The sequence below is a fragment of the Allobosea sp. P1_A7 genome, assembly GCF_056406775.1.
In genome coordinates this window covers 15,168-37,755 of the sequence record NZ_JBFTZN010000020.1, presented here as the reverse complement: position 1 = coordinate 37,755, position 22,588 = coordinate 15,168, and the positions used below count along the sequence as shown (strand labels likewise).

The window sequence follows — 22,588 nt, the reverse complement described above, 5'->3', positions numbered from 1 at the left end:
GATATCTTGTTAAAATCTCAAAATATGGGAAATTGACTCATCCATTATCTTGATAATATCGCTATTCCAAGAATGGAGTAGAAAAATGATGCTCACCGCGTTGCAAGCCAGCGCCTACTTGCATCACCTCAATCTGAGAACGCCGGATGTGAAGCGGCTCGCCACCTTCTATGCGGAGGTCATGGACATGGGGCTGATCCGGCTGGACGGGGAAGAGGCGCTGCTCGTGGGTCCGCAGCGTCGCGTGCTGCTTACACAGGGGCCGGCCAAGACACTCCAGCATGCAGGCTTTGCGGTACGCGACGGCGAAGGGCTGGAGGGGCTGCGTGCCCGGGCGGTCGAACAAGGGCTCGAGCCTGCTGACGCTTCCGTGTCGCTGTTCGATAGCGACGCCTTCTCCGTACGTGACCCCGATGGCAACGAGGTGATCTTCGGCCGCGCCATCGCCGATACGGCCGGGCCGCGCGGACGTATCCGCGGACCGATCCAGCATCTGACGCTGGCGACCCGGGACGTCGAAGCGATCGAAGGGTTCTATGCCGGCAAGCTCGGCTTCGGCGTCTCCGACAGGGTGGTCGATGACGCCGGTCGCGTCATGACGTGCTTCATGCGCGGCAATCACGGGCATCACAACCTGGCCTGCTTCCGGCAGGACCGGCAGGGCATTGATCATCATTCCTACGAAGCCGGCGAATGGAACACGATCCGCGACTGGTCGGATCATTTCGCCGCGCGCGGCGTGTCGCTGATGTGGGGCCCCGGGCGGCATGGGCCCGGGAACAACCTGTTCATTTTCATCGAGGATCCGGACGGGAACTGGATCGAGGTCTCGGCGGAGCTCGAGGTCGTCCACGATCGCCCGGTCATGCAGTGGCCCCATGCCGAACGGACGCTCAACCTTTGGGGGCGCGCGATCCTGCGCGCTTGAGGAGCACACAATGAGATTCGTTTCGTTCAGAGCCGAGAACCGCGCCAGCTACGGCGTTGCGGGCGCCAACGGCATTTTCGATCTTGGAGCGCGCTTTGGCGCGGTGCTTCCCGACCTGCGGACCTATCTGGAGGCCGCCGCGCTAGGGCTCGTCGAGCCGGTGCGCGAGCCGATCCAGGCCGATTATGCCGAGGGCCAGTTTCGCTACGACCCGGTTCTGCCCAATCCCGGCAAGATCCTGTGTGTCGGCCTCAACTACGAAGAGCACCGTCGCGAGACGGGGCGGCCGGAGGCCGCGCATCCTGCGATCTTCACGCGGTTTGCCGATACGCTCATCGGGCATGGGGCGCCGATCCTGCTGCCGCAGCTATCCAAGGCGCTCGATTACGAGGGGGAGCTGGCCGTGGTGATCGGCCGACCCGGTTTCCGGGTGCCAAAGGCTTCGGCTCTCGACCTGGTCGCGGGCTACGCGCCATTTAACGACGCCACGTTGCGGGATTGGCAGCGCCATACCCACCAGTTCACGCCGGGCAAGAACTTCCCCGGCACGGGGGCGTTCGGCCCAGAACTGGTGACGCCGGACGAGATCGCGGAGTTCGCCCGGGCCCGGATCGAGACGCGCCTCAACGGATCGATCGTTCAGTCTGCCACGCTAGGTGAGATGATCTTCCCCGTCGCCGACATCATCGCCTATGTCTCGGACTTCACGCGGCTGGCCCCCGGGGACGTCATCATCACCGGCACGCCTGGCGGGGTCGGCTTCAAGCGCGAGCCCCAACTGTTCATGCAAGCGGGCGACATCGTCGAGGTCTCGATCGAAGGGATCGGTCGGCTGACGAATCCGATCGTCTCCGAAACCGGTCCGGACCGGACATGAACGCGCTCGGCCGCTTCGTCAGTCTGCTTCGGCTGTTCCGGGAAACAAAGGGAAGCTGGACGGTTCAGGATATGTCGGAGGCGCTCGGCGTACCGGCGAGCACCGTCTATCGCACCGTGCGGGAGTTGGTCGGCGAGGGGTTTCTCGAACCGGCCTACGAGGCGCATTATCGTCTCGGCCCCGCCTTCGTCGAATTCGATCGGCTGGTGCGCCTGACCGATCCGCTGGTGCGCGCCGGGCAGTCCCGCCTGCATGATCTGATCGCGCAGGCGGGTGTTCCCTGTGTGGCGTTGCTGGCGCGTCTCTATGGCGACACCGTGCTGTGCGTCGCCGACGAAGCCGTCGGAAATCTACCGGCGCGGCCATCCTATGAACGCGGTCGGCCCATGCCGCTGACGCGAGGCGCCACGTCCAAGACGATCCTGTCATTGGTCCCGCCCCGACGGCTGGCCCGGCTTGTGGCAGGGAGTTTCGGCGCGCAGCCCGGCACCGGCCAGGCCGATCTGCCCATGAAGATCGCCGAACTGCGCGATCTGCTGGCCGGTGTCCGCAAGCGGGGCTACTGCATCACGCGCGGCGAGATTGACGAGGGACTCGTCGGCATTGCCGTCCCGGTCGCGGTGCCGGAGCTCGGCATCGCCGCCAGCATCAGCCTCGTTCTCGATGCTGCCAGCCTGGACGAAAAGCTCGAGCATCGACTCGTGCTCCTGCTCGTCTCTTCAGCCAGCTTGCTGGGCGATCGGTTGTCCGGATCTCGGCTCGACACAGCGGACGTGCCGCAATGATCCAGGAATGCGATGTCGCGATCGTTGGAGCCGGTCCCACTGGACTGACCCTGGCCAATCTGCTGGGACAGGCCGGCCTCGACGTCATCCTGGTCGAGCGCAATTCCAGCACGGTGCAGGAGCCACGGGCGGTCTCGATCGACGACGAGTCGCTGCGTACCATGCAGGCAACCGGCCTGCTCGGTWCGGTCCTGCAGGATGTGGCCCTGGACTACGGTTCTCATTATTTCACCCGGGACGGACGTTGCTTTGCCAAGGTCGAGCCGGCCACCCGGGAATATGGCTTTCCGCGGCGCAACGCCTTCACCCAGCCGAAGCTGGAAGCCGCGCTACGCCGGGGGCTCGACCGGTTCCCCAATGTGGTGACGTTGTTCGGCCATTCCTGCGAGACGGTGGCGGAGGATGGTTCCGGCGTGTCGCTGTCCCTTCGTTCTGGAAGCGGCGGCGGCATCGCCATTCGGGCCCGCTATCTGGCGGCCTGCGACGGCGCCAGCAGCGCCTTGCGCAAGATCGTCGGTGCAACGCTCAGCGGCTCGACCTATCGCCAGCGCTGGCTCATCGTCGATCTGGCCTCGACCCGCGAGCAGCTGCGCCAGACGCGGGTCGTGTGCGATCCCGACCGCCCCCTGATCACATTGCCCGGCCCGGACGGAATCCGCCGCTACGAATTCATGCTGCGCGACGGCGAAGACGAGGAGCGCGCGGCTCACCCCGACCATGTGCGTGCGCTGCTCGAAGCCCACGGGCCCGATGCCGATGCACGAATCGTCCGTCGCCAAGTCTACGCCTTCCATGCCCGCATCGCCGATCGCTGGAACACGCAACGCATCTTCCTGGCCGGCGACGCGGCGCATCTGTCGCCGCCATTTGCCGGCCAGGGCATGAACAGCGGTGTCCGCGATGCGCATAATCTTGCCTGGAAGTTCGCCGAGGTGATTTCGGGACGCCTCGGGCCGGAGCTTCTGGCGACCTATCAGCGCGAGCGGGCACCGCATGCATGGGCCCTGATCCAGCTCGCCATCAAGATGGGGCGGGTGATGATGCCGACCTCCCGGCGGCAGGCGGTCATGATCCAACTCGGCTTTCGGCTTGCCCAACTGGCGCCCGGGATCCACGCGCATTTCACGCAGATGAAATACAAGCCCAAACCCTTCTATGAGAAAGGCTTTGTCGTTCCCGACGATGGTGGAGTGCGTCTTGCCGGACGGATGCTCCCGCAACCGCTGCTCCAGATGACGGACCGCCGCTATCAGCGGCTGGACGATGTCATGGGCGGCCAGTTCGCGCTCGTCGCCTATGGTCCGGATGCACAGCGCATGGCGGCGACGGCCGAAGGCTTCGGGCTTCGCTCGCTCCGTCGCGTCGCGGTGCTGCCGACCACCTTCAATCCCTCTCAAGACCGCCCTGACGTTTCCGCCGGACGCGACACTGACGGGCATATGAGCTCGCTGTCGCCGGCTGGGCGCAACATCCTGATGCTGGTCCGGCCGGATCGTTATGTCGCCGCGGCCAGCGTCGCGGAAAGCGCATCGATCGCCCGGATGGCGCGATCGATGCGCGATCTTGCTGGCCAAACCTGGAATGCGACCACGCCCGCCACTGGTCCGGCTCCTGCAGAACCCGAGGTTTCCACCCGATGAGCACCGCTGACACGCACGCAGGACCACGGATGACCGCCTTCGAGCGGCGCTTTTCGCGCTATGCCAACCGCATCGTACCATCTGCCATTCGTGGCCTTGCGACCATGTCGAAGGCGGCCGATTGCGTGTCGTTCGGACCTGGTGAACCCGATTCCACGCTCTTTCCCGTTGCCGAGATACGCGACAGCCTGGCCAGGATCCTGTCGAAACCGGAAACGGCGCGAGCTGCGCTGCAATATGGCGCTAGCGAGGGCGATCCTGCCTTGCGCGACCGGATCAGCGCCTACATGCGCGCCAAGGGCGTGCAATGCGACGGGCATAACATTCTCCTCACCAATGGCGCGCAACAGGCGCTCGATCTCGTCGCCGAGCTGCTGGTCGAGCCCGGGGCGACCGTGCTCGTCCAGACGCCGACCTATCCCGGGGCGCTGCAGGTCTTTGCCGCGCACGGCGCGCGGATGCGCGAGCTGGAAGCGGCACGGGCCGGGGCTCACGATCGGCCGGCGCTGATCTACGCGATGTCGAATTTCCACAACCCGACCGGAGCGACCTTGTCGCTCGCCCAACGGCGCGAACTGGTCGCCTTGGCCGATGAGCTCGATACGATCCTCGTCGAGGACGACCCCTACGAGATGCTGCGTTATGAGGGCGAGGCGTTGCCGCCGCTGCTGGCGGTCGACACGGAGGCCCGCTCGATCGAGGACGCGCGGACGATCTATCTCGGTACCTTCTCCAAGGCGGTCGTGCCGGGCTTTCGTGTCGGTTGGCTGGTCGCGCCCCGTGCGGTGGTCGCGAAACTTGCTCTCATGAAACAAAGCGAGGATCTGCAGGCGGGTACCCTTGCCCAGGCCTGTCTCCTCGATCTTTTCGACAGCATCCTCGACACACATGCTGGCCGGCTTCGCGACGCCTATCGCATTCGGCGCGACACGATGCTGGCGGCGCTCCAGTCGGAGCTCGGCAACCGCGCCAGCTGGATCGTTCCCCAGGGAGGCCTGTTCATCTGGCTGAACCTKGAAGCGCATCTCGACACGCATGCCTTGCTGAGCCGTGCAGCTGAAGTCGGAGTGACCTATGTCCCCGGCTCTGCGTTCCAGCCCGATGGGCCGGGTGCGGCAGCGTTACGCCTCAGCTTTTCAGCTGCACCTCTCGATCGGATGCAAGACGGCGTGCGGCGCTTGGCGCAGGTGCTGGGGGACAGCGCGCGGGGGGCCGATCGGGGCTGACGCGATGAGGTCCGGCCTGGCGTTTCGGGTGTTCGCGGCGTGCTCGATCCTCGACGGCACTTGAATCACGCAGCTGCTCTCCGCCTGCGCGTGCCGCGCCCTATTACGGGCGGCAAGCTTGACCAACAGGTTCAGGGAAGGGGGCGAGGGCGTGTTTCCCTCTGTCTCAAACGAAGGTTGCATTTTGTGGCCAGCGCCCCTGGCCGCCAGGGTATCCTGGCTGGCTGACGGGGGCGCTAGATGCTCTCCGCCCCAGACTGGTTGGGCACGATGACAGCCTCATGGGTGGGATCAACGAGGTCGCGCATCCTCTGCATGGCCAGGTCGCACATGGTCAGGAGGCGTTGCTCTGGCACGCCATCCCGCGCTTGCACGGAAAGGCCGTGCATCAGCGCAGTGACATAGTCGCCCGTCGCGTCGGTGTCGGTATCCTGTCTCAGTTCGCCGTCGCGTACGGCTTGCACCAGCCTGTCGACGATGGTCGCTGTTTGCTTCAGGCGGCGTTCGGCCAGCCATTCCCGCACGCGGTCATTCTCGACGGCGCAGTTGGTCGCGGCCGATACGACCATGCAACCCCATGGGCGTCCGGGCTTCGTGTAGGTCTCGACGGCGTCGCGTAGCATCCTTTCGACGGCCTTCACTGCGCTCGGCTCCTGGGCCAGCGCTCGTGCGACGAAGCTGCCGTCGCCTTCCTCGTAGAGCCCAACCGCCTCCCGGAACAAATCCTCCTTCGAGCCGAAGGCTGCGTAGATACGTGCCGAGGCAAGACCCAGCGCCGCCACCAGATCAGCAATCGAGGTTCCCTCGTAGCCGCGTGCCCAGAATGCGTCGCGAGCCCTCTCAAGCGCCAGATCTCGATCGAACTCCCGTGGCCGCGCCATCGACGTCTCCATTCTTTGAGGATCGATAAATAATTCGCTTGACTCCGGTTGGCAAGCTTCAATTCTTTGTCGATCAACAAAGAATTGAAGTGGAGACACGCATGAGCGCATCGGAACTGGCATCGCTGCCCGACGGATCATCGGTCAGGGGAGGTCTTGGGGGAAAACGCGGGGCGACATTGGCGCTGCTCGCCTTCGCGCAACTGATCATCGCACTCGACCTCAACATCGTCTTCGTCGCGTTGCCGGAGATCGGCGCGGGCCTGGGCTTTTCGGGCCAGACCCTGCAATGGGTGGTCAGTGTCTACACGGTGTTCACCGGCGGCTTCCTGCTGTTGGGGGGCCGGGCAGCCGACCTGATCGGCCAGCGGCGAATGTTCGTCTTTGCCCTCTGGCTCTATGCGCTGTCGTCATTGATCGGTGGCTTGGCCTGGAGCCCTGAAGTCATCATCCTGGCGCGCGCGGTTCAGGGTATCGGAGGCGCATTCCTGTTTCCGGCGACCTTGTCCCTGGTCAACCGCCTGTTTGCCGAGGGGCCGGAGCGCAACAGGGCACTCGCTGTCTGGGGTGGCGCCGGAGCCAGCGGGCTCACGATCGGTTCGATCGCCGGTGGTCTCCTGACCAGTGCCTTTGGCTGGCCCTCAGTGTTCTATGTCAATGTCGCGCTCGCCGGCATTGCCATCGTTGCGGCATTCCTCGTCATCCCGCGGGATCCGAAGCGGCATGAACGCCGCAGCTTCGACCTGCCGGGCGCGCTGACTGTCACGGCCGGGGCGACGCTGCTCGTCTTCGCGCTTGTGCAGGGGCCGGAATATGGCTGGGGTTCGCGCGGCATCATCTGGAGCTTTGTCCTGGCGGCCGTCCTGCTCACTGCTTTCGTGGTGATCGAAGCACGGAGCGCCGACCCGCTCATGCCCCTGCGCTTGCTCCGCAACCGCAGCCTCCTGACCGGAATGACAATCACATTCCTGTACATGGCGACATTCGGCACACTGCCGTATTTTCTGACGGTTCTGTTCCAGAACGTGCAGGGGTTCACAGCTCTCCAGACCGGGCTCGCATTTCTGGTTCCCTCGGTAGCGATTGCGGTGGGGACACAGGTCGGCGAGCGGTTGGCGACGCGGCTTTCGATCCGCGCCACGCTGATTGGCGGCATGGCCGTGGGGGCTATCGGAACGGCACTGATGGTTCCCGGCGCGACTGCGGAAAGCAGCTACCTCATCATCCTTCCAGGGCTGATCATTTCCGGCATAGGTCAGGGCGTGGTCTGGACCGGCATGTGGATTGCGGCCGCTTCCGGCGTTCATCATGACGAGCAGGGCGTCGCCTCGGGAATGGCGTCGACAACGCTGAATGTCGGCAACGCCATTGGCCTTGCGGTTCTCATCGCCGTTGCCAATTCCCAGATCGGCGGATTGGCAGGCGACGCGTTGCGGATCGCCGTGGCCGAGGGCATCCAACGGGCGTTCTGGCTGGCGGCCGCAGGCATCGTCCTCAGCATTGTCGTCGCCCTCGTTGCGCAACAGAAGCACCCGAAGGCTGACAGCGTGTGAACCCCGGACGTCGCGGTGCGAAGCGGAGATGGCCGTCGCGCGCCATCTCCGGCCTCCGGCACGATGCCGCATGGCGCCATCTTCGGCTCACGCCCCTCCATTGCTTCGGTCATGAGGCGGTGGCTTCCCGGGTTTCGGATGGGGGCCAGCCGTGCCTGGGGCGAACGGCGAAGCCAGCGCTCGCGTCTTCGGGGCAGCGGCATGCTGCTGACCGTGAGGGCGTGCTTGCGGACTGATCCGGGGAGTTGCCGATTCGACTGATGGCGCGTTGTCTCGGTTCATCCTAAGGAGTAACGGATCGATCGTAGCGATTCTGCGGATAATGCGAGTGCTCGGAAAGCCGTTTAACACCGTAAGCCACGCGTTGCCGACCCAGATCGCCGCCCGGGGTGACGGAGCTCGGCCTCGGCGAATTTGCGCACTCCTTGGGTGATCCACATCGCTATCTGGGCCGTCTCGACCAGTCCCGGCTGCAGCTCAATTCGGACGTGGCGCTCGAAGCCTTCGACGCGCACGCGGCGATCAAGRCACCGATCGCGGGATGACGGACCGCGCAGTTGTCCCGGCGTTCGGGCAGGTTCTGTTTGCGGTCGCGCTCGGGTATGCGGGGGGGCTGGTGCCGCGGTTCTGGCCACAGCGCTCGCGCTGGCCTTCGGACTACTGCATATCGAGAACGGGCTGCTGCACGTCGTATCGGTTCTGCCGGCTGGCGCGTTCTTGAGCTGTGCACGCGAGGTTTCCGGCGGAATCGGCCTACCCATTCTGCTGCATGCCTGCATGAATCTGGCGATCGTAGTCGCGGGGACCTTCCTATGAGCCTTTCCATCCGTCCAGCCCGGCCCGACGAGGCCGGTCTCGTCCTGACCTTCATCAGGGAGCTCGCCGAATACGAAGAGCTTCTGCACGAGGTCGCGGCCAGCGAAGAGCAACTCGCGCAGGCCCTGTTCGGGCCTGATCCCAAGGTCGCCTGCGATATCGCCGAATGGGAAGGCGCGCCTGCGGGGTTCGCTGTCTGGTTCTATACCTATTCGACCTTCTCGGGCCGCCATGGCATCTGGCTCGAGGATCTCTATGTCCGGCCTGAATTCCGCGGCAAAGGCATCGGCAAGGCCCTGATCGCAGGGCTGGCGAAGCGCTGCGTCGACGAGGGGCTGCCGCGCCTCGCCTGGTGGGTGCTGAACTGGAACGAGCCCTCGCGTGTGTTCTACCGCTCCCTCGGCGCGAACGCGCAATCGGAATGGACGGTCAAACGCCTCGACGGCGACGCGCTGCGGCGGCTGGGAGAGAGCGTGTGAGCGGACCTCAAGCCCTTCCCATCGTGATCATCGCCGCCGTCGCCGATAATGGCGTGATTGGTGACGATAATCGGCTGATCTGGCGGCTGAAGACCGACCTCAGGCATTTTCGTGGCCTGACGCTCGGCCGGCCGGTGCTGATGGGGCGAAAGACCTTTCTCTCGATCGGAAAGCCGTTGCCGGGGCGCGAGACCATCGTCCTGACACGCGATCCCGGTTTTCATGCCGACGGCGTTCATGTCGCGCATGGCCTCGACGAGGCGATCGAGGCCGGCCAGCGGCTCGGCCTCGCGATGGGCGCGGATTCCGTCACTGTTGCGGGGGGCGCCGAGATCTACGCCCAGGCCTTGCCGTTGGCCGATCGGGTTGAACTGACCCAGGTTCACGCTGAGCCCGAAGGCGATGCCCTTTTTCCGGTCTGGGACAGGGCGGCGTTCGAGCGCGTGAAGCACGAGAACCACCCTCGCAGTGCCGATGAYGAGCATGCTTTCACCTTCGCGACCTTTCGCCGCCGGGCCTGAACGCTGTTTCCATTGACGATGAAGGGCTTGCGTCGTTGACGAATCCGTGTCCGATGACCAAGTCACGGACACGCGTTCCCTAAGGGCGCTGACAAACAGCCGCCGTTCGCCTATGGCACGTGTGGTACAGATGTGAGGAACGGCACGAGTATGCCTTGGAGCAACCAGAGCGGCGGTAGCGGTGGCGGCGGGGGAGGACCCTGGGGCCAGCGCGGAAGTGGTGGCGGCGGTGGCGGCGGCCCGTGGGGGCAGGGCCCCGGAGGCAGTGGCGGTGGTTCGCCACCGGATCTGGAAGAAATTTTGCGCCGCAGTCAGGATCGGTTGAAGGATTTGCTGCCGGGCGGCAATCTCGGCGGACGTGGCCTGGTTCTCGGCATCCTGGCCCTGATCGTGATCTGGCTGATGACGGGCTGGTATATCGTCCGGCCAAACGAGGTTGGTCTCAACCTCCGCTTCGGCAAATATATCGGCAAGACCGGCGAAGGCCTGAACTACAACTGGCCCTACCCGATCGGTAGCGTGATCAAGCCCCAGGTCACCAATGTGATCACGACGGAAGTCGGCTTCCGCACCATTGAATCGGTCCGCACCTCACGCCAGACGGATGTCGGCGAAGAGAGCCTGATGCTGACCGGCGACGAGAACATCGTCGATATCGACGTGATCGTGCAGTGGCAGATCGATCCGGCCGCGCCGGAGAATTATGTCTTTAATATCCAGGATCCGCCGGGCACGGTGAAGGCTGTGGCCGAGAGCGCGATGCGCGAGGTGATCGGCCAGCGCAACATCCAGCCCGTGCTGACGACGGATCGTGCCGCAATCGAGACCGAAGTGCGCCAGCTGATGCAGGAGACGCTCGACAGCTACAAGGCTGGCGTGCAGATCCGCCTCGTCCAGCTGCAGAAGGTCGATCCGCCGCAGCAGGTCATCGACGCGTTCCGTGACGTTCAGGCGGCGCGCTCCGACCAGGAACGCCTGCGCAACGAAGCGCAGACCTATGCCAATCGGGTCGTGCCGGAATCGCGCGGTCGTGCGGCGCAACTGGTCCAGTCGGCGGAAGCCTTCAAGGAGCAGACCGTCGCGGAAGCCCGCGGCCAGGCCAGCCGCTTCAATGCTGTCTATCTGCAGTACAAGGCGGCACCGGCCGTGACCCGCGAGCGTCTCTTCCTCGAGACGATGGAGCGTGTGCTCGGTGGCACCGACAAGATCATCCTCGACCAGAGGGGTAACGGGCAAAGTGTCGTGCCTTACCTGCCGCTGAACGAACTCCAGCAACGGCGCGCTGCGCCGGGTGCGCCGCAGGCGGGAGCGACCCGATGAACGGTTCCATCCTGCGCATTGGTGCGCTTGTCGTCCTCGCCGTCGCCGCGATCGTCTTCTATGCCGCGACCTTCGTGGTCCAGCAGACCCAGTCGGCCATCGTGTTGCGCTTCGGCGCAGTCCGCAGCGTCGTCACCGCTCCGGGCATCTACCTAAAGCTGCCGGCCCCCTTCGAGCAGGTGACGCTGCTCGACAACCGCATCCTCGATCTCGACCTTCCCGCCCAGGAAATCATCGCGTCGGATCAGAAGCGGCTCGTCGTCGACGCCTTCACGCGCTACCGGATCTCCGATCCGCTGCGCTTCTACCAGGCGGTGAACAACATCCCGCGGGCCAACTCGCAGCTTGCCTCGATCGTCAATGGTCAGGTTCGCGCGGTCCTCGCCGATGCCAGCTTCATCTCGGTGGTCCGGACCGACCGGTCGCGGCTGATGAGCCGTATCCGCGACGACGTGAACCGCGAGGCGGCCCGCTTCGGCATGACGGTCGTCGATGTCCGCCTGCGTCGGGTCGATCTGCCGCAAGCGAACTCGCAGGCGGTGTTCCAGCGCATGCAGACCGAGCGTCAGCGCGAAGCTGCCGAGGCGCGTGCGCTTGGCGCCCAGCAGGCGCAGGAGATCCGGGCCCGCGCCGAGCGTGACGCGACCGTGATCGTCGCCGAAGCCCAGCGTCGTTCCGACGAGATCCGAGGCGAGGGCGAAGGCGAGCGGAACAAGGTCTTCGCCGAGGCTTTCGGCAAGGATCCCGAGTTCTTCACCTTCTATCGCTCGATGCAGGCCTATGAGGCGAGCATCAAGCCGGGGGACACGCGGATGTTGCTTTCGCCGGATTCGCCGTTCTTCCGCTACTTCAACGACCCTACGGGACGTCCCCAGAGCTCGGCTGCAACGCCGGCCCCGGCGGCCAATCCCTGATCGATAGCGAGCGTCGCGTATGTTGGATTTCATCGCGGCGCTCGGCCTCGTCTTCGCCATCGAAGGCATCCTGTTCGCCGCGATTCCAAATCTGGCGAAGGATGCGTTGCGCAGCGCAGCGGAGACGCCAGCAGACCGGATGCGGCTGATCGGTATCGGTTCAGCCGTGTTCGGGGTGCTCCTCGTCTGGCTGGTGCGCGTCGGGGTGTAGAAGCGGCGGTCGGAATGCTTGGTGACGTGATTGTGTGTCGCCCTTCCGCCGCAATTTGAGGTTCAATCTCTAGGCCAACATCCTGGCCGCACGATCGGCCTGCTTCTTCACGAGGACCCTGATTGATGGCACTGAAAATCGTTTCCGCTTCCGGGCTTGCGCGGGCCGCGCTCGTGGCCGGCGTCGCGGCGCTGCCGATGCTGGCGACGCCCGTGATCGCCCAGCCGCCGACGGGAGTGTCGCCGCTGGTCCAGGGGCAGATCTCGCTCGCCGACCTGGCCGAGCGGGTGATGCCGGCGGTGGTCAATATCTCGGCTGTCACGACGAGCGACACGCGCAGTCGCAACCTGCCGCAACTGCCGCAGCTCGGCCCCGATACGCCCTTCGGCGATCTGTTCGAGGAGTTCTTCAACCGCCGCGGTCAGGGCCAGCAGGGCCAGGGCCAGCCGCCGCAGCAGCGACGGTCTCAATCGGCCGGCTCGGGCTTCGTGATCGATTCCTCCGGCATCGTCGTCACCAACAACCACGTCATCGGCGACGCCAACGAAATCACGGTGATCTTCAACAGTGGCCTGCGCCTGAAGGCGGAGATCATCGGCAAGGACACCAAGGTCGATCTCGCGGTGCTGCGCGTGAAGCACGACAAGCCGCTCGATGCCGTCAAGTTCGGCGATTCCGACAAGATGCGGATCGGCGACCCTGTCATGGCGATCGGCAATCCGTTCGGTCTCGGCAGCTCCGTGTCGTCGGGCATCGTCTCGGCCCGCAACCGCGATATCCAGCAGGGCCCCTACGACACCTATATCCAGACCGATGCGGCCATCAACAAGGGCAATTCCGGCGGCCCGCTGTTCAACATGGCCGGTGAGGTCATTGGCATCAACACCGCGATCCTGTCGCCGACCGGCGGCTCCGTGGGCATCGGCTTTGCCGTTCCCTCGTCGCTGGCGGTCAATGTCGTCGATCAGCTCCGTGAGTTCGGCGAGACCCGCCGCGGCTGGCTCGGCGTCCGTATCCAGAGCGTCGACGACGCCACCGCCGAGGCGCTCGGTCTCGGCACGGCGCGCGGTGCGCTCGTTGCCGGCATCGATGACAAGGGCCCGGCCAAGCCGGCGGGGCTTGAAGTGGGCGATGTCATCGTCAAGTTCGACGGTAAGGAAGTGAAGGATTCGCGCGATCTGCCGCGGATTGTCGCTGGTACGGCGGTCGGCAAGGATGCGCCGATCACGGTGGTCCGCAAGGGCAAGGAAGTCGTCAAGACGGTCAAGCTCGGCCGGCTCGAGGATGGCGAGAAGGTCCAGCAGGCCTCTGCCAAGCCGAATGCCGAACCGGCCAAGCCCGCCGTGACCACGGCCTTGGGTCTGGAACTCTCGCAGCAGACGGACGAGCTCAGGAAGCGCTACTCCATCAAGGACGGCACCAAGGGCGTTGTGATCACCAAGGTCGATCCCAACTCCAATGCCGCCGACAAGCGCATCTCGATCGGTGAACTGATCGTCGAGGTTGGCCAGGAGGCGGTGAACTCGCCCGAGGACGTGACCAAGCGCCTGGATGCGCTGAAGAAGGAGGGCAAGAAGTCGGCTCTGCTTCTGGTCGCGAACGGCCAGGGTGAGGTTCGTTTCGTCGCGGTCACGATGAACTGACCAAGCTGGTCTTGGACAGGATCAAGGGCGGCCCTCGTGGCCGCCCTTTTCATTTCTCCGGATTGCGATCAGGCCGATGAGCAATTTGCATTGGTTGCGCTCCGTCCGGTATGCGATCAGGGCCGGGAGCAGCGGAGTGGATATGCGATGCGGATGAGCGAGATTCCTTTCGGAACGGTCGACTGGAGTTCAGTGGAGCCGGTGCGTCACCCAGGCGAGAAGGGCGAGGCGATCTGGCGCACGCGTTTCTTCGGACCGGCGGAAAATGCGATCAGGGTTCGCATGGTCGAGTACTCCGCGGGCTACGTCTCGGATCACTGGTGCTCGAAGGGGCATGTCCTGCTCTGCCTCGAGGGCGAACTGGAGACCGTGCTGGAAGACGGTCGCGCTTTCACGCTCCGGCCTGGCATGAGCTATCAGGTCGCCGATCAGGCCGAGGCGCATCGCTCACAGGCGCCCAGGGGCGCAAAGCTGTTCATCGTTGACTAAAGCATCGGCCCGAARAGTGGATTGCGGTTTTCGGGAWAGCCGATGCAAACACAAAGAGCATCGGCCGAAGGCGGATCGCGGGGCGATGCAGACATCGAAGCCTGGATTATCGGGCGGGATTCGCGATCCGGTGCGATAATTCAGGCTTGGATGATCTCGTCGCCGCGATAGCCCTGAGCGTAGAGCAGCGCCGTCAGATCCGCGTGGTCGAGCCGGGCATCTGCCGCAGCCGCTACCGCCGGCTTTGCTCTGAAAGCGACGCCAAGCCCGGCCTCGCCTAGCATCGCGAGATCGTTGGCGCCGTCGCCGACCGCCAATGTCGCTGCCCTTGAAAAGCCGCGCTGCTCGCGCAGTTCGACAAGCGAGTCCAGCTTGGCCTGTTTGCCGAGGATCGGGGCTTCGACTTCGCCGGTCAGGACGCCGTTTGCGACTAGGAGCGTGTTGGAACGATCTTCGTCGAAGCCGATGGTCGCGCCGAGCGGGCCCGTGAACACGGTGAAGCCACCCGAGACCAGCGCCGTATAGGCGCCGTTGGCGCGCATGGTGCGCACCAGTTGCCGGCCTCCGGGCGTCAGCGTGATGCGCTCGCGGATGATCTCGTCCACGACCGATGCCGGGACGCCCTTCAGCAGCGCCACGCGCTCGCGCAGCGCCGGTTCAAATGCAATCTCGCCGCGCATGGCGCGTTCGGTGATGCTTGCGACCTTGTCCTTGAGCCCGACATAGGCCGCGAGTTCGTCGATGCATTCCTGACCGATCATGGTCGAATCCATGTCGGCGAGAAACAGCGCCTTACGGCGTGTCGCCGCCGGCTGGACAATGATATCGACCGCGGTTCCGTCGAGCGCTGCACGAATGTCGGCTTCGAGCTTGCGTGCGTCCGACCCATCCGCGAAGAGGTCTGCTGCGACCTCGCCATCCAGGCGGGCTTGCCGGGTTACGCCGGATACGGCATTGGCGAGACGCGTCAGCAGGGCGTCGCTCAGCAGCGCCTGGCCGTGAGCGGAAACAAGTGTCGCGACGAGCATGAGAAGGACCGATTGAGCGTGGCGTACAGGGCGGTGCTCATCGCAGGTCCTACGGCGAGCGGCAAGTCCGCGCTGGCGATCGAGATCGCGCGCCGCTTTGGCGGAACCGTCGTCAATGCGGATTCGATGCAGGTCTATGCCGATCTGCGGATCATCACCGCGCGGCCGACGATCGACGATGAGGCGATGGTTCCTCACCGTCTCTATGGCCATGTCGATGGCGCCGTGAATCATTCGGCGATGCGCTATGTCGCCGATGTCAGCGCGATCCTCGACGAACTGGCGCGCAATGGGTCGCTTCCCGTGTTGGTCGGCGGGACGGGGCTCTACTTCAAGGCGCTGACCGAGGGCCTTTCGGAAATCCCGCCGGTGCCCGAGGCGGTTCGCTCGGCCTTTCGTGCCCATGCCGAGGCGCGCGAGACGGCTGCGCTCCATATCGAACTTCAACGCTGCGATCCCGTCATGGCCGAGCGGCTGCGGCCGAGCGACCGCATGCGGATCATGAGAGCACTGGAAGTCTTCGCCGCGACCGGGCGGTCGCTGGCGAGCTTTCAGGGCGCACGCAAGCCGGGCCCGCTGGACGGGGGAGCGCTGCTCCGGCTCTTCGTCTCGCCCGAACGCGATCTGGTGCGTGCCCGCATCGATCGACGCTTCGAGCAGATGATGGGGGAGGGCGCCCTGGAAGAGGTTGCTGCGCTACGGGCGCGCGGGCTCGATCCCCTGCTGCCGGTCATGCGCGCGCATGGCGTGCCGGGCCTGATCGCCCATCTCGACGGGGCGCTCAGCCTCGACGAAGCCATTGCGAGGGGGCAGGCCGACACGCGTGCCTATGCCAAGCGCCAGGTCACATGGTTCCGTCACCAGATGGCGGGCTGGCATGCTGTCGCACCCGAGGCCGCTCTCGGCTTTGCGCTTCGCGAGCTGGAGACGGGGGCCTAAGATCAGGCGGCTTCGGCGACGTCCGCCCCCGCGAAGCGGATGCAGTCGCGGCCTTCATGCTTGGCGCGGTACAAGGCGCTGTCGGCGCGCGCAAAGAACTCCGCGAAGCTCTCCGCACTCTCGCGGGTCGCGACCCCGAGGCTCGCAGTGACACGCAGGGACATCGTCTCGGAGGTCGGCAGTTCGCGCATCGTCAGCGCATCCTGGATACGATGGGCAATGCGCATCGCGGCTGCGGAGCCCGTGCGTGGCAGGAAGACGGCGAACTCCTCACCGCCGAAACGCCCAACCAGATCGCGCTCGGGCCTGACCAGGCCAAGCAGGAGATCGGCGAAGGCCCTGATCACGGCATCGCCGGCGACATGGCCATGCGTGTCGTTGACGCTCTTGAAGTGGTCGATGTCGACGATGATCAGGGACGCATCATCACCGTCCGTTTCGCACGCGAGGATCTCGCGATTGGCCTTCTCGATGAAGGAGCGCCGGTTCAGGAGTGCGGTCAGCGGATCTGTCTCGGCAAGGCGGCGCAGTTCCTGCTCGCGTTCCTCGCGCTGGCCGATCTCATGCGACAGCGCCCGTCGGGTCGCACGCTCCCTGCCGATCTCGAGCGCCAGCGTTGCGGCCCGGCTCTGCAGCGTCAGGTTCGCGATCATCAGCTCGGAAATGTCGGTGAGCGTGATCACCAGCCCGTCGCCGAGCGGCGCCAGTGCGAGCTGGAGCCAGATCTCACGGCCATTCACCGTAAAGCTGGATTCGAAGATGTCGTTGCGGCGCAGTTCGATGGCATAGAGGCAGCGGCGCCAGATCATGGCGTCAGAGAGGAAGGGCAGGCTCGTGCGGGCGTCCGTGTCGAGCAGGTTCTCGTCAGGATGGCCCGCCATCAGTGCTGCGCGGCGATTGGCGGTGATGATGATCGTGCGCTCGATATTGCCGTCATCGTCGCGTACGGCCCGCAATGCGACAATGCCGCTGGGCGAGGTCTCCAGAACCGTGGTCAGCAGTTCCTCGCGGAATTGCAGCGGCCGGCTGAAGACGACAAGGAAGCGATCGCCATTTGCGCCGGTGGTCGGCAGGACCAGCCGCTCCCAGAGGCAGACCCGGACGGTCTTGAGGGAGCGATGCACCGAATACATCGGCTTGCCGTGCGTCAGGGCCTGATCATAGCATTGGATCGTGAACCGGGCGACCTGAGGGGTCATCTGCGAGATGCGTTCGCCCTGCCGGCTGCCGCCGACATAGCGTGTGATCTCGCGGCCGTAATGCTCATAGCGATAGTCGCCGTCTCCGGTCGGGACACACACCATGAGGTCGTCGCCGAAGCGGGGCATGAGGTCCTTGAGCAGCGCCTCGTAGGAGACGCCGCCTGCGCCAGGGGCATGCAGGGCAAAGCGCTGCAGAAGTTCGGCCACTTCCGGCGCATGGGCGCGTTCGACGATATTTTCGGTGTGCACTTCCTGATACATGGCGGCCCCGTTTCGCGCGCAAGGACCTTAGCAAGGCCGTTCTTGAAAAAGTGTTCCCTTTCGTCATGGGATTTTCGGAACTGAGGGCCATGAGTTTTTGCAGCTTGACCATGCCAAACCGGTCGTCTAGCGTGCCGCAATTATCGCAAAGGATGTCGGGCGCGATGCGCAAGCTTATTCTCGTACGGGTGCGCTGGTAGGGGGCGGTTGAACAAACCGCTTGGCCCCTGACGCCAGCGCACGCCCAGGCCCCTCCGAGGGCCTTTTTTATTGCCCGATTTTCCCTGAACTGACCCGAAGACCCCCGAGGAGAGCGACATGAGCGAGATGATGACCGGCGCGGAAATGGTCGTCCGTGCGCTTCAGGATCAAGGCGTCGAACATCTGTTCGGCTACCCCGGCGGCGCCGTGCTGCCGATCTATGACGCGCTCTTCCTCCAGGACAAGGTGAAGCACATTCTGGTCCGGCACGAGCAGGGTGCCGTCCATTCAGCGGAAGGCTATGCGCGCTCCTCGGGCAAGGTTGGCTGCGTCCTGGTGACCTCCGGCCCCGGCGCGACCAACGCCGTCACCGGATTGACCGACGCGCTGCTCGACTCGATCCCGGTTGTCGTCATCACCGGGCAGGTCCCGACGCATCTGATCGGCTCCGACGCCTTCCAGGAATGCGATACGGTCGGCATCACGCGTTCCTGCACCAAGCATAATTATCTCGTGAAGAGCATCGCGGATCTGCCGCGCATCCTGCACGAGGCTTTCTATGTCGCCGCCAACGGCCGTCCCGGGCCGGTCGTCGTCGACATTCCGAAGGACATCCAGTTCGCCAAGGGCGAGTACACCCGCCCGCGCGACAACCAGCACAAGACTTACCGTCCGACGGTCAAGGGCGACCTGAACAAGATCAGGGCCGCGGTCGAACTGATGGCCAAGGCGAAGCGCCCGATCTTCTACACAGGCGGCGGCGTCATCAATTCCGGCACGCACGCGTCGGCGCTGCTGCGCGAACTGGCGCGGCTGACCGGCTATCCTGTCACCTCGACACTGATGGGGCTGGGCGCTTTCCCGGCGGCCGACAAGCAGTGGCTCGGGATGCTGGGCATGCACGGCACCTACGAAGCCAATCTTGCGATGCATGACTGCGACGTCATGATCAATATCGGCGCACGCTTCGACGACCGCATCACCGGTCGGCTCGACGCGTTCTCGCCGCACTCGAAGAAGATCCATGTCGATATCGACCCGTCCTCGATCAACAAGAACGTCAAGATCGACATCGGCATCGTCGGTGATTGTGCCCATGTCCTGGAGGACATGGTCCGGATCTGGCGCGAGACGAGCCCACAGGTCGACAAGGAGGCCTTGAAGGGCTGGTGGGAGCAGATCAGCGGCTGGCGCGCGCGCAACAGCCTCGGTTACAAACAGTCCGGTGCGGTCATCAAGCCGCAATACGCGATCGAGCGGCTCTATGAGCTGACCAAGGACCGCGACACCTACATCACCACCGAAGTCGGCCAGCACCAGATGTGGGCGGCGCAGTACTTCCACTTCCAGGAGCCGAACCGCTGGATGACCTCCGGCGGACTCGGCACCATGGGCTACGGCCTGCCGGCGGCAATCGGCGTGCAGATGGCCCATCCGAAGGCGCTTGTCGTCGACATCGCCGGCGAAGCCTCGATCCTGATGAACATGCAGGAGATGTCGACGGCGGTGCAGCACCGGCTGCCGGTCAAGATCTTCATCCTGAACAACGAATATATGGGCATGGTTCGTCAGTGGCAGGAACTGCTGCATGGCGGGCGCTATTCGGAGAGCTWTTCGGCTTCGTTGCCCGATTTCGTGAAGCTCGCCGAAGCCTATGGCGGCCACGGCATCCGCTGCTCGGATCCGGACCAACTCGATGACGCTATCCGCGAGATGATCGATACGCCAAAGCCGGTGATCTTCGACTGCCTTGTTGCGAAGGAAGAGAACTGCTTCCCGATGATCCCGTCGGGCAAGGCCCATAACGAGATGATCCTGCCCGATTTCGAGGGAAATACGGGCGATATCATCGATGCCAGGGGCAAGCAGCTTGTCTGACGATCGGCAAGCGGGCGAGGAGGCGCGGGCATGAGCACGATCGGCCTGATCGGCGGCATGAGCTGGGAATCGACTGCGGTTTATTACCGGCTGCTCAATGAGCGGGTGCGCGCCCTTCGGGGCGGGCTGCACTCGGCGGATGTGCTGCTGCATTCGCTCGATTTCGCGCCGATCGCCGAGATGCAGGCGAGCGGGGACTGGGCTGCGGCCGGCCATCTCCTGGCCGACAGCGCCATCCGGCTCGAGCGGGCGGGCGTGAACTGTATCCTGCTGTGCACCAATACCATGCACAAGCTGGCGGACCGGATCACGGCTGCGACTCGCGTGCCGTTCCTGCATCTGGCCGACGTGACCGCGACGGCGATCCGCAAAAGCCCGTCGCGGCGGCCGCTCTTGCTGGCGACGCGCTTCACGATGGAACAGGCTTTCTATCGCGAGCGCCTCGCTGCGTTCGGCGTCGAGGCCATGGTTCCCGATGCCGAACAGCGCGACGATGTCCATCGCATCATCTACGAGGAACTCTGCCGTGGCCGGATCGAGCCTGCCTCGAAGGCACGCTATCTCGACATCGTCGCAGCGGCCGTAAGGCAGGGCGCGGACGGGGTGATCCTTGGCTGCACCGAGATCACCCTCCTGGTCTCGCAAGCGGATTTCGACATCCCGGTCTTCGACACCACGGCGCTGCATGTCGAAGCGGCGCTCGATTTTGGCCTGGAAACGGCGAGCCAGGCTGCATGAAGCTCCTGATCGGAAACAAGTGCTACTCGTCCTGGTCGCTGCGGGCCTGGCTCCTGCTGCGCGCCAAGGGCATTGCCTTCGATGAGAAGCTCGTCCTGCTCGACGAGCCTGGCTTCAAGGAGGCGATCTTCGCCGAGGCTCCGGGCAGCGGCGGCACCGTGCCAACGCTGGTCGACGGGGACATTGCGGCGTGGGAGACGCTCGCGCTCATGGAATACCTGCATGACAGCTATCCCGATCTCGGGATCTGGCCAAGGGGCCGGGCGGCGCGCGCCCATGCCCGTGCCATGTCGAGCGAGATGCATGCCGGCTTCTTTGCGTTGCGCCGGGCCTGTCCGATGAATCTCGGCAAGCGCTTTGCGGCACGCGATCGCGGGGGCGACGTCGCGAAGGATGTCGCCCGTATCACTGCACTCTGGCGCGAGGCTCGCTCCCGCTTCGGCGAGGCGGAGGGAGGGCCTTTTCTCTTCGGCGGCTTCTCGGCAGCCGATGCCATGTATGCGCCCGTCGTCACAAGGCTCGATACCTATTCGATCCCGGTCGACCCGGTCAGTGCGGCCTATATGGCCGCGGTGCTCGACCATCCCTCCTATCGGGATTGGCTGACGGCCGCCCTGGCCGAGCCCTGGATCGTAACCCAGGACGAGGTCGACGAGCCCGCCATCGCCAATCTCCGTCACGTCTAGTTCCGAATTCCGCTTCAGCTCCTGCAGGTGTCCGATGCCGACGTCAGCCACGCATTATCCGAACGCTCCCAAGATCCAGCCGGTCGCCCGCCACACGCTGGCGGTGATCGTCGACAATGAACCGGGCGTTCTCGCCCGCATCGCCGGGCTGTTCTCGGGCCGCGGCTACAATATCGAGAGCCTCACCGTCTCGGAAACCGAGCACGAGAAGCACATCTCGCGCATCACCGTGGTCACGTCGGGCACCGCCAACGTCATCGAGCAGATCAAGGCACATCTCGACCGGCTGGTGCCCGTGCACCGGGTCGTCGACCTGACGCTGCAGGGCGAGGCGCTGGAGCGCGAGCTTGCATTGGTCAAGGTCGTCGGCAAGGGCGACCATCGGGTCGAGGCAATGCGGCTTGCGGCGGCGTTCGGCGCGCGCACACTCGATGCCTCCCTGACCTCCTTCGTCTTCGAGCTCACGGGCTCGACCGAGGAGATCGAGCGGTTCATCAAGCTGATGACCGTGGTCGGGCTCACCGAGGTCTCGCGCACGGGCATCGCGGCGATGAGCCGTGGCCCTGAGGCGATGTGATCTAGGGCGATGGATGCGGCTTCGCTTAATATGGTGGCGCTTGCGCTCGGGGGGGCCGGGTTCGGCTGCTTCGCCTGGCCGATCATCCAGCGGCTCAATGGCAAGGCGCCGGCCGAAGCTCCCGGCAGCGGCAAGAGCCTGCGTTCGCCGCTGTGGTGGGCGGGCTTCCTGCTGACGATTGCGGCGATCTTCCTGCAGCGCATCGCGAGCCAGCAGGCGGGAGGAGGCTAGCCTCCCGCGGCAGCCTCAGCCGCTGAAGCCGCCCGCGTCGAGAAATGCGCGCTCGTCGGGTGTCGTGTCGCGACCGAGAACGGTGTTGCGATGCGGGAAGCGGCCGAAGTCGCGGATGATGTCGCGATGGATGATCGCGTATTTGGTGCTGTCTTCATCGCCGGAGGCACGGCTCAATTCGATGCAACGCTCCTGGTGTTCCAGCTCTTCGGAATGCATGAAGGGCATGTAGAAGAAGCGCCGCTCCGGATTGGTGAAGTGCTGGTCGAAGCCGCGGGCGATGGCGCGCTCTGCGACCTCGACAGCGAGATCATCGCTGGCAAAGGCCTCGGGCGAGCCGCGATACAGGTTGCGCGGAAACTGGTCCAGCAGGATGAGCAGCGCATAGGCGCCTTCGGGGGTCTCTTCCCAGGCACTGAGCCCGCCTGCGGCTGCGGCGCGCTGGACCTCGAGAAAGCGATTGCGGATGTCGTGGTCGAAGGCGTCGTCCTTGGCGAACCACTTATCCGGTCCGGCTTGTCGCCAGAAGGCGACGGTCTCGGCAGCCGTAGGCAAGTTCATACG

At 64.8% G+C, this 22,588-nt stretch carries 25 protein-coding genes; 21 read left to right on the top strand and 4 right to left on the bottom strand.

Going from position 1 to position 22,588, the window contains the following annotated elements; genetic code table 11:
• Positions 1–85: 85 nt before the first annotated feature.
• Genes AC1D34_RS05615 through AC1D34_RS05595 form a run of 5 tightly spaced genes read left to right on the top strand, consistent with a single transcriptional unit; the run spans position 86 to position 5,456 of the window.
• On the top strand, positions 86–928 hold the full coding sequence (locus tag AC1D34_RS05615; protein WP_476823706.1) for a VOC family protein: 843 nt from the start codon (positions 86–88) through the stop codon (positions 926–928).
• Between the two features lie 10 nt (positions 929–938).
• Positions 939–1,805, top strand: coding sequence for a fumarylacetoacetate hydrolase family protein (locus AC1D34_RS05610; RefSeq protein WP_476823705.1), 867 nt, complete (start codon positions 939–941; stop codon positions 1,803–1,805).
• On the top strand, positions 1,802–2,590 hold the full coding sequence (locus AC1D34_RS05605; protein ID WP_476823704.1) for an IclR family transcriptional regulator: 789 nt from the start codon (positions 1,802–1,804) through the stop codon (positions 2,588–2,590). Before AC1D34_RS05610 ends, AC1D34_RS05605 begins: the two co-directional genes overlap by 4 nt.
• Complete coding sequence (locus AC1D34_RS05600) at positions 2,587–4,230, top strand: bifunctional 3-(3-hydroxy-phenyl)propionate/3-hydroxycinnamic acid hydroxylase (protein WP_476823703.1); 1,644 nt, start codon at positions 2,587–2,589, stop codon at positions 4,228–4,230. The genes AC1D34_RS05605 and AC1D34_RS05600 overlap by 4 nt, the downstream gene beginning before the upstream one ends.
• Positions 4,231–4,259: 29 nt before the next feature.
• On the top strand, positions 4,260–5,456 hold the full coding sequence (locus AC1D34_RS05595; RefSeq protein WP_476823702.1) for an aminotransferase-like domain-containing protein: 1,197 nt from the start codon (positions 4,260–4,262) through the stop codon (positions 5,454–5,456).
• 236 nt (positions 5,457–5,692) lie between these two features.
• Here AC1D34_RS05595 and AC1D34_RS05590 read toward each other — a convergent pair whose 3' ends face one another.
• Positions 5,693–6,337 (bottom strand): TetR/AcrR family transcriptional regulator, encoded by a 645-nt coding sequence (locus tag AC1D34_RS05590; RefSeq protein ID WP_476823701.1) that lies wholly within the window; start codon positions 6,335–6,337, stop codon positions 5,693–5,695.
• Positions 6,338–6,438: 101 nt separating this feature from the next.
• On the opposite strand from AC1D34_RS05590, the gene AC1D34_RS05585 reads away from it, so the two are divergent.
• The 10 genes from AC1D34_RS05585 (at position 6,439) to AC1D34_RS05540 (ending at position 14,283) form a co-directional block, all read left to right on the top strand.
• The gene (locus tag AC1D34_RS05585) at positions 6,439–7,890 is read left to right on the top strand and encodes an MFS transporter (RefSeq protein WP_476823700.1); all 1,452 of its coding nucleotides are present in this window, start codon (positions 6,439–6,441) and stop codon (positions 7,888–7,890) included.
• A gap of 389 nt (positions 7,891–8,279) precedes the next feature.
• Positions 8,280–8,435 (top strand): hypothetical protein, encoded by a 156-nt coding sequence (locus AC1D34_RS05580; protein ID WP_476823718.1) that lies wholly within the window; start codon positions 8,280–8,282, stop codon positions 8,433–8,435.
• Positions 8,371–8,706 (top strand): CPBP family glutamic-type intramembrane protease, encoded by a 336-nt coding sequence (locus AC1D34_RS05575; protein WP_476823716.1) that lies wholly within the window; start codon positions 8,371–8,373, stop codon positions 8,704–8,706. The genes AC1D34_RS05580 and AC1D34_RS05575 overlap by 65 nt, the downstream gene beginning before the upstream one ends.
• The gene (locus AC1D34_RS05570) at positions 8,703–9,185 is read left to right on the top strand and encodes an N-acetyltransferase family protein (RefSeq protein WP_476823699.1); all 483 of its coding nucleotides are present in this window, start codon (positions 8,703–8,705) and stop codon (positions 9,183–9,185) included. The genes AC1D34_RS05575 and AC1D34_RS05570 overlap by 4 nt, the downstream gene beginning before the upstream one ends.
• A complete protein-coding gene (locus AC1D34_RS05565) occupies positions 9,182–9,706 on the top strand; it encodes a dihydrofolate reductase (protein WP_476823698.1) in 525 nt (174 codons plus the stop codon). The genes AC1D34_RS05570 and AC1D34_RS05565 overlap by 4 nt, the downstream gene beginning before the upstream one ends.
• 150 nt (positions 9,707–9,856) lie before the next feature.
• A complete protein-coding gene (hflK, locus tag AC1D34_RS05560; protein ID WP_113513695.1) occupies positions 9,857–11,026 on the top strand; it encodes an FtsH protease activity modulator HflK in 1,170 nt (389 codons plus the stop codon).
• Complete coding sequence (gene hflC, locus AC1D34_RS05555; protein ID WP_113513693.1) at positions 11,023–11,940, top strand: protease modulator HflC; 918 nt, start codon at positions 11,023–11,025, stop codon at positions 11,938–11,940. Before hflK ends, hflC begins: the two co-directional genes overlap by 4 nt.
• A gap of 19 nt (positions 11,941–11,959) precedes the next feature.
• Positions 11,960–12,151 carry a DUF2065 domain-containing protein gene (locus AC1D34_RS05550; RefSeq protein WP_476823697.1) on the top strand — a complete coding sequence of 64 codons (192 nt, stop codon included), beginning with the start codon at positions 11,960–11,962 and terminating at the stop codon, positions 12,149–12,151.
• Between the two features lie 125 nt (positions 12,152–12,276).
• A complete protein-coding gene (locus AC1D34_RS05545) occupies positions 12,277–13,794 on the top strand; it encodes a Do family serine endopeptidase (protein ID WP_476823696.1) in 1,518 nt (505 codons plus the stop codon).
• Between the two features lie 153 nt (positions 13,795–13,947).
• Positions 13,948–14,283, top strand: coding sequence for a DHCW motif cupin fold protein (locus tag AC1D34_RS05540; protein ID WP_441489260.1), 336 nt, complete (start codon positions 13,948–13,950; stop codon positions 14,281–14,283).
• 140 nt (positions 14,284–14,423) lie between these two features.
• Here AC1D34_RS05540 and serB read toward each other — a convergent pair whose 3' ends face one another.
• Positions 14,424–15,311, bottom strand: coding sequence for a phosphoserine phosphatase SerB (gene serB / locus AC1D34_RS05535; RefSeq protein ID WP_476823695.1), 888 nt, complete (start codon positions 15,309–15,311; stop codon positions 14,424–14,426).
• 18 nt (positions 15,312–15,329) lie between these two features.
• On the opposite strand from serB, the gene miaA reads away from it, so the two are divergent.
• Positions 15,330–16,250, top strand: a complete 921-nt coding sequence (gene miaA / locus AC1D34_RS05530) for a tRNA (adenosine(37)-N6)-dimethylallyltransferase MiaA (RefSeq protein WP_476823694.1) — start codon at positions 15,330–15,332, stop codon at positions 16,248–16,250.
• Between the two features lie 2 nt (positions 16,251–16,252).
• Here the strand turns inward: miaA and AC1D34_RS05525 are convergent, their stop codons facing one another.
• Positions 16,253–17,713: a GGDEF domain-containing protein gene (locus AC1D34_RS05525; RefSeq protein WP_476823693.1), complete on the bottom strand. Its 1,461-nt coding sequence runs from the start codon at positions 17,711–17,713 to the stop codon at positions 16,253–16,255.
• A gap of 318 nt (positions 17,714–18,031) precedes the next feature.
• Here AC1D34_RS05525 and AC1D34_RS05520 point away from each other — a divergent pair, with 318 nt between their 5' ends.
• From AC1D34_RS05520 to AC1D34_RS05500, 5 genes are read left to right on the top strand one after another with little or no spacing between them, the layout of a single operon-like run.
• Positions 18,032–19,792, top strand: coding sequence for an acetolactate synthase 3 large subunit (locus AC1D34_RS05520; protein ID WP_476823692.1), 1,761 nt, complete (start codon positions 18,032–18,034; stop codon positions 19,790–19,792).
• A 30-nt stretch (positions 19,793–19,822) separates the two neighbouring features.
• Complete coding sequence (locus tag AC1D34_RS05515) at positions 19,823–20,530, top strand: aspartate/glutamate racemase family protein (protein ID WP_476823691.1); 708 nt, start codon at positions 19,823–19,825, stop codon at positions 20,528–20,530.
• Positions 20,527–21,216 carry a glutathione S-transferase gene (locus AC1D34_RS05510; RefSeq protein WP_476823690.1) on the top strand — a complete coding sequence of 230 codons (690 nt, stop codon included), beginning with the start codon at positions 20,527–20,529 and terminating at the stop codon, positions 21,214–21,216. The genes AC1D34_RS05515 and AC1D34_RS05510 overlap by 4 nt, the downstream gene beginning before the upstream one ends.
• 34 nt (positions 21,217–21,250) lie before the next feature.
• Positions 21,251–21,793 (top strand): acetolactate synthase small subunit, encoded by a 543-nt coding sequence (ilvN, locus tag AC1D34_RS05505; protein WP_069879874.1) that lies wholly within the window; start codon positions 21,251–21,253, stop codon positions 21,791–21,793.
• Positions 21,794–21,802: 9 nt separating this feature from the next.
• A complete protein-coding gene (locus tag AC1D34_RS05500) occupies positions 21,803–22,024 on the top strand; it encodes a hypothetical protein (RefSeq protein ID WP_441489253.1) in 222 nt (73 codons plus the stop codon).
• A 15-nt stretch (positions 22,025–22,039) separates the two neighbouring features.
• Here the strand turns inward: AC1D34_RS05500 and AC1D34_RS05495 are convergent, their stop codons facing one another.
• Entirely contained in the window at positions 22,040–22,585 is a 546-nt protein-coding gene (locus AC1D34_RS05495) for a DUF924 family protein (protein WP_476823689.1), read from the bottom strand.
• Positions 22,586–22,588 lie beyond the last annotated feature (3 nt).

Coding starts and splice junctions, on each gene's coding strand:
- AC1D34_RS05615 (WP_476823706.1), top strand. CDS start 86: ATGATGCTCACCGCGTTGCAAGCCAGCGCCTACTTGCATCACCTCAAT.
- AC1D34_RS05610 (WP_476823705.1), top strand. CDS start 939: ATGAGATTCGTTTCGTTCAGAGCCGAGAACCGCGCCAGCTACGGCGTT.
- AC1D34_RS05605 (WP_476823704.1), top strand. CDS start 1,802: ATGAACGCGCTCGGCCGCTTCGTCAGTCTGCTTCGGCTGTTCCGGGAA.
- AC1D34_RS05590 (WP_476823701.1), bottom strand. CDS start 6,337: ATGGCGCGGCCACGGGAGTTCGATCGAGATCTGGCGCTTGAGAGGGCT.
- AC1D34_RS05585 (WP_476823700.1), top strand. CDS start 6,439: ATGAGCGCATCGGAACTGGCATCGCTGCCCGACGGATCATCGGTCAGG.
- AC1D34_RS05570 (WP_476823699.1), top strand. CDS start 8,703: ATGAGCCTTTCCATCCGTCCAGCCCGGCCCGACGAGGCCGGTCTCGTC.
- hflK (WP_113513695.1), top strand. CDS start 9,857: ATGCCTTGGAGCAACCAGAGCGGCGGTAGCGGTGGCGGCGGGGGAGGA.
- hflC (WP_113513693.1), top strand. CDS start 11,023: ATGAACGGTTCCATCCTGCGCATTGGTGCGCTTGTCGTCCTCGCCGTC.
- AC1D34_RS05550 (WP_476823697.1), top strand. CDS start 11,960: ATGTTGGATTTCATCGCGGCGCTCGGCCTCGTCTTCGCCATCGAAGGC.
- AC1D34_RS05545 (WP_476823696.1), top strand. CDS start 12,277: ATGGCACTGAAAATCGTTTCCGCTTCCGGGCTTGCGCGGGCCGCGCTC.
- AC1D34_RS05540 (WP_441489260.1), top strand. CDS start 13,948: ATGAGCGAGATTCCTTTCGGAACGGTCGACTGGAGTTCAGTGGAGCCG.
- serB (WP_476823695.1), bottom strand. CDS start 15,311: ATGCTCGTCGCGACACTTGTTTCCGCTCACGGCCAGGCGCTGCTGAGC.
- AC1D34_RS05525 (WP_476823693.1), bottom strand. CDS start 17,713: ATGTATCAGGAAGTGCACACCGAAAATATCGTCGAACGCGCCCATGCG.
- AC1D34_RS05515 (WP_476823691.1), top strand. CDS start 19,823: ATGAGCACGATCGGCCTGATCGGCGGCATGAGCTGGGAATCGACTGCG.
- AC1D34_RS05510 (WP_476823690.1), top strand. CDS start 20,527: ATGAAGCTCCTGATCGGAAACAAGTGCTACTCGTCCTGGTCGCTGCGG.
- ilvN (WP_069879874.1), top strand. CDS start 21,251: ATGCCGACGTCAGCCACGCATTATCCGAACGCTCCCAAGATCCAGCCG.
- AC1D34_RS05500 (WP_441489253.1), top strand. CDS start 21,803: ATGGATGCGGCTTCGCTTAATATGGTGGCGCTTGCGCTCGGGGGGGCC.
- AC1D34_RS05495 (WP_476823689.1), bottom strand. CDS start 22,585: ATGAACTTGCCTACGGCTGCCGAGACCGTCGCCTTCTGGCGACAAGCC.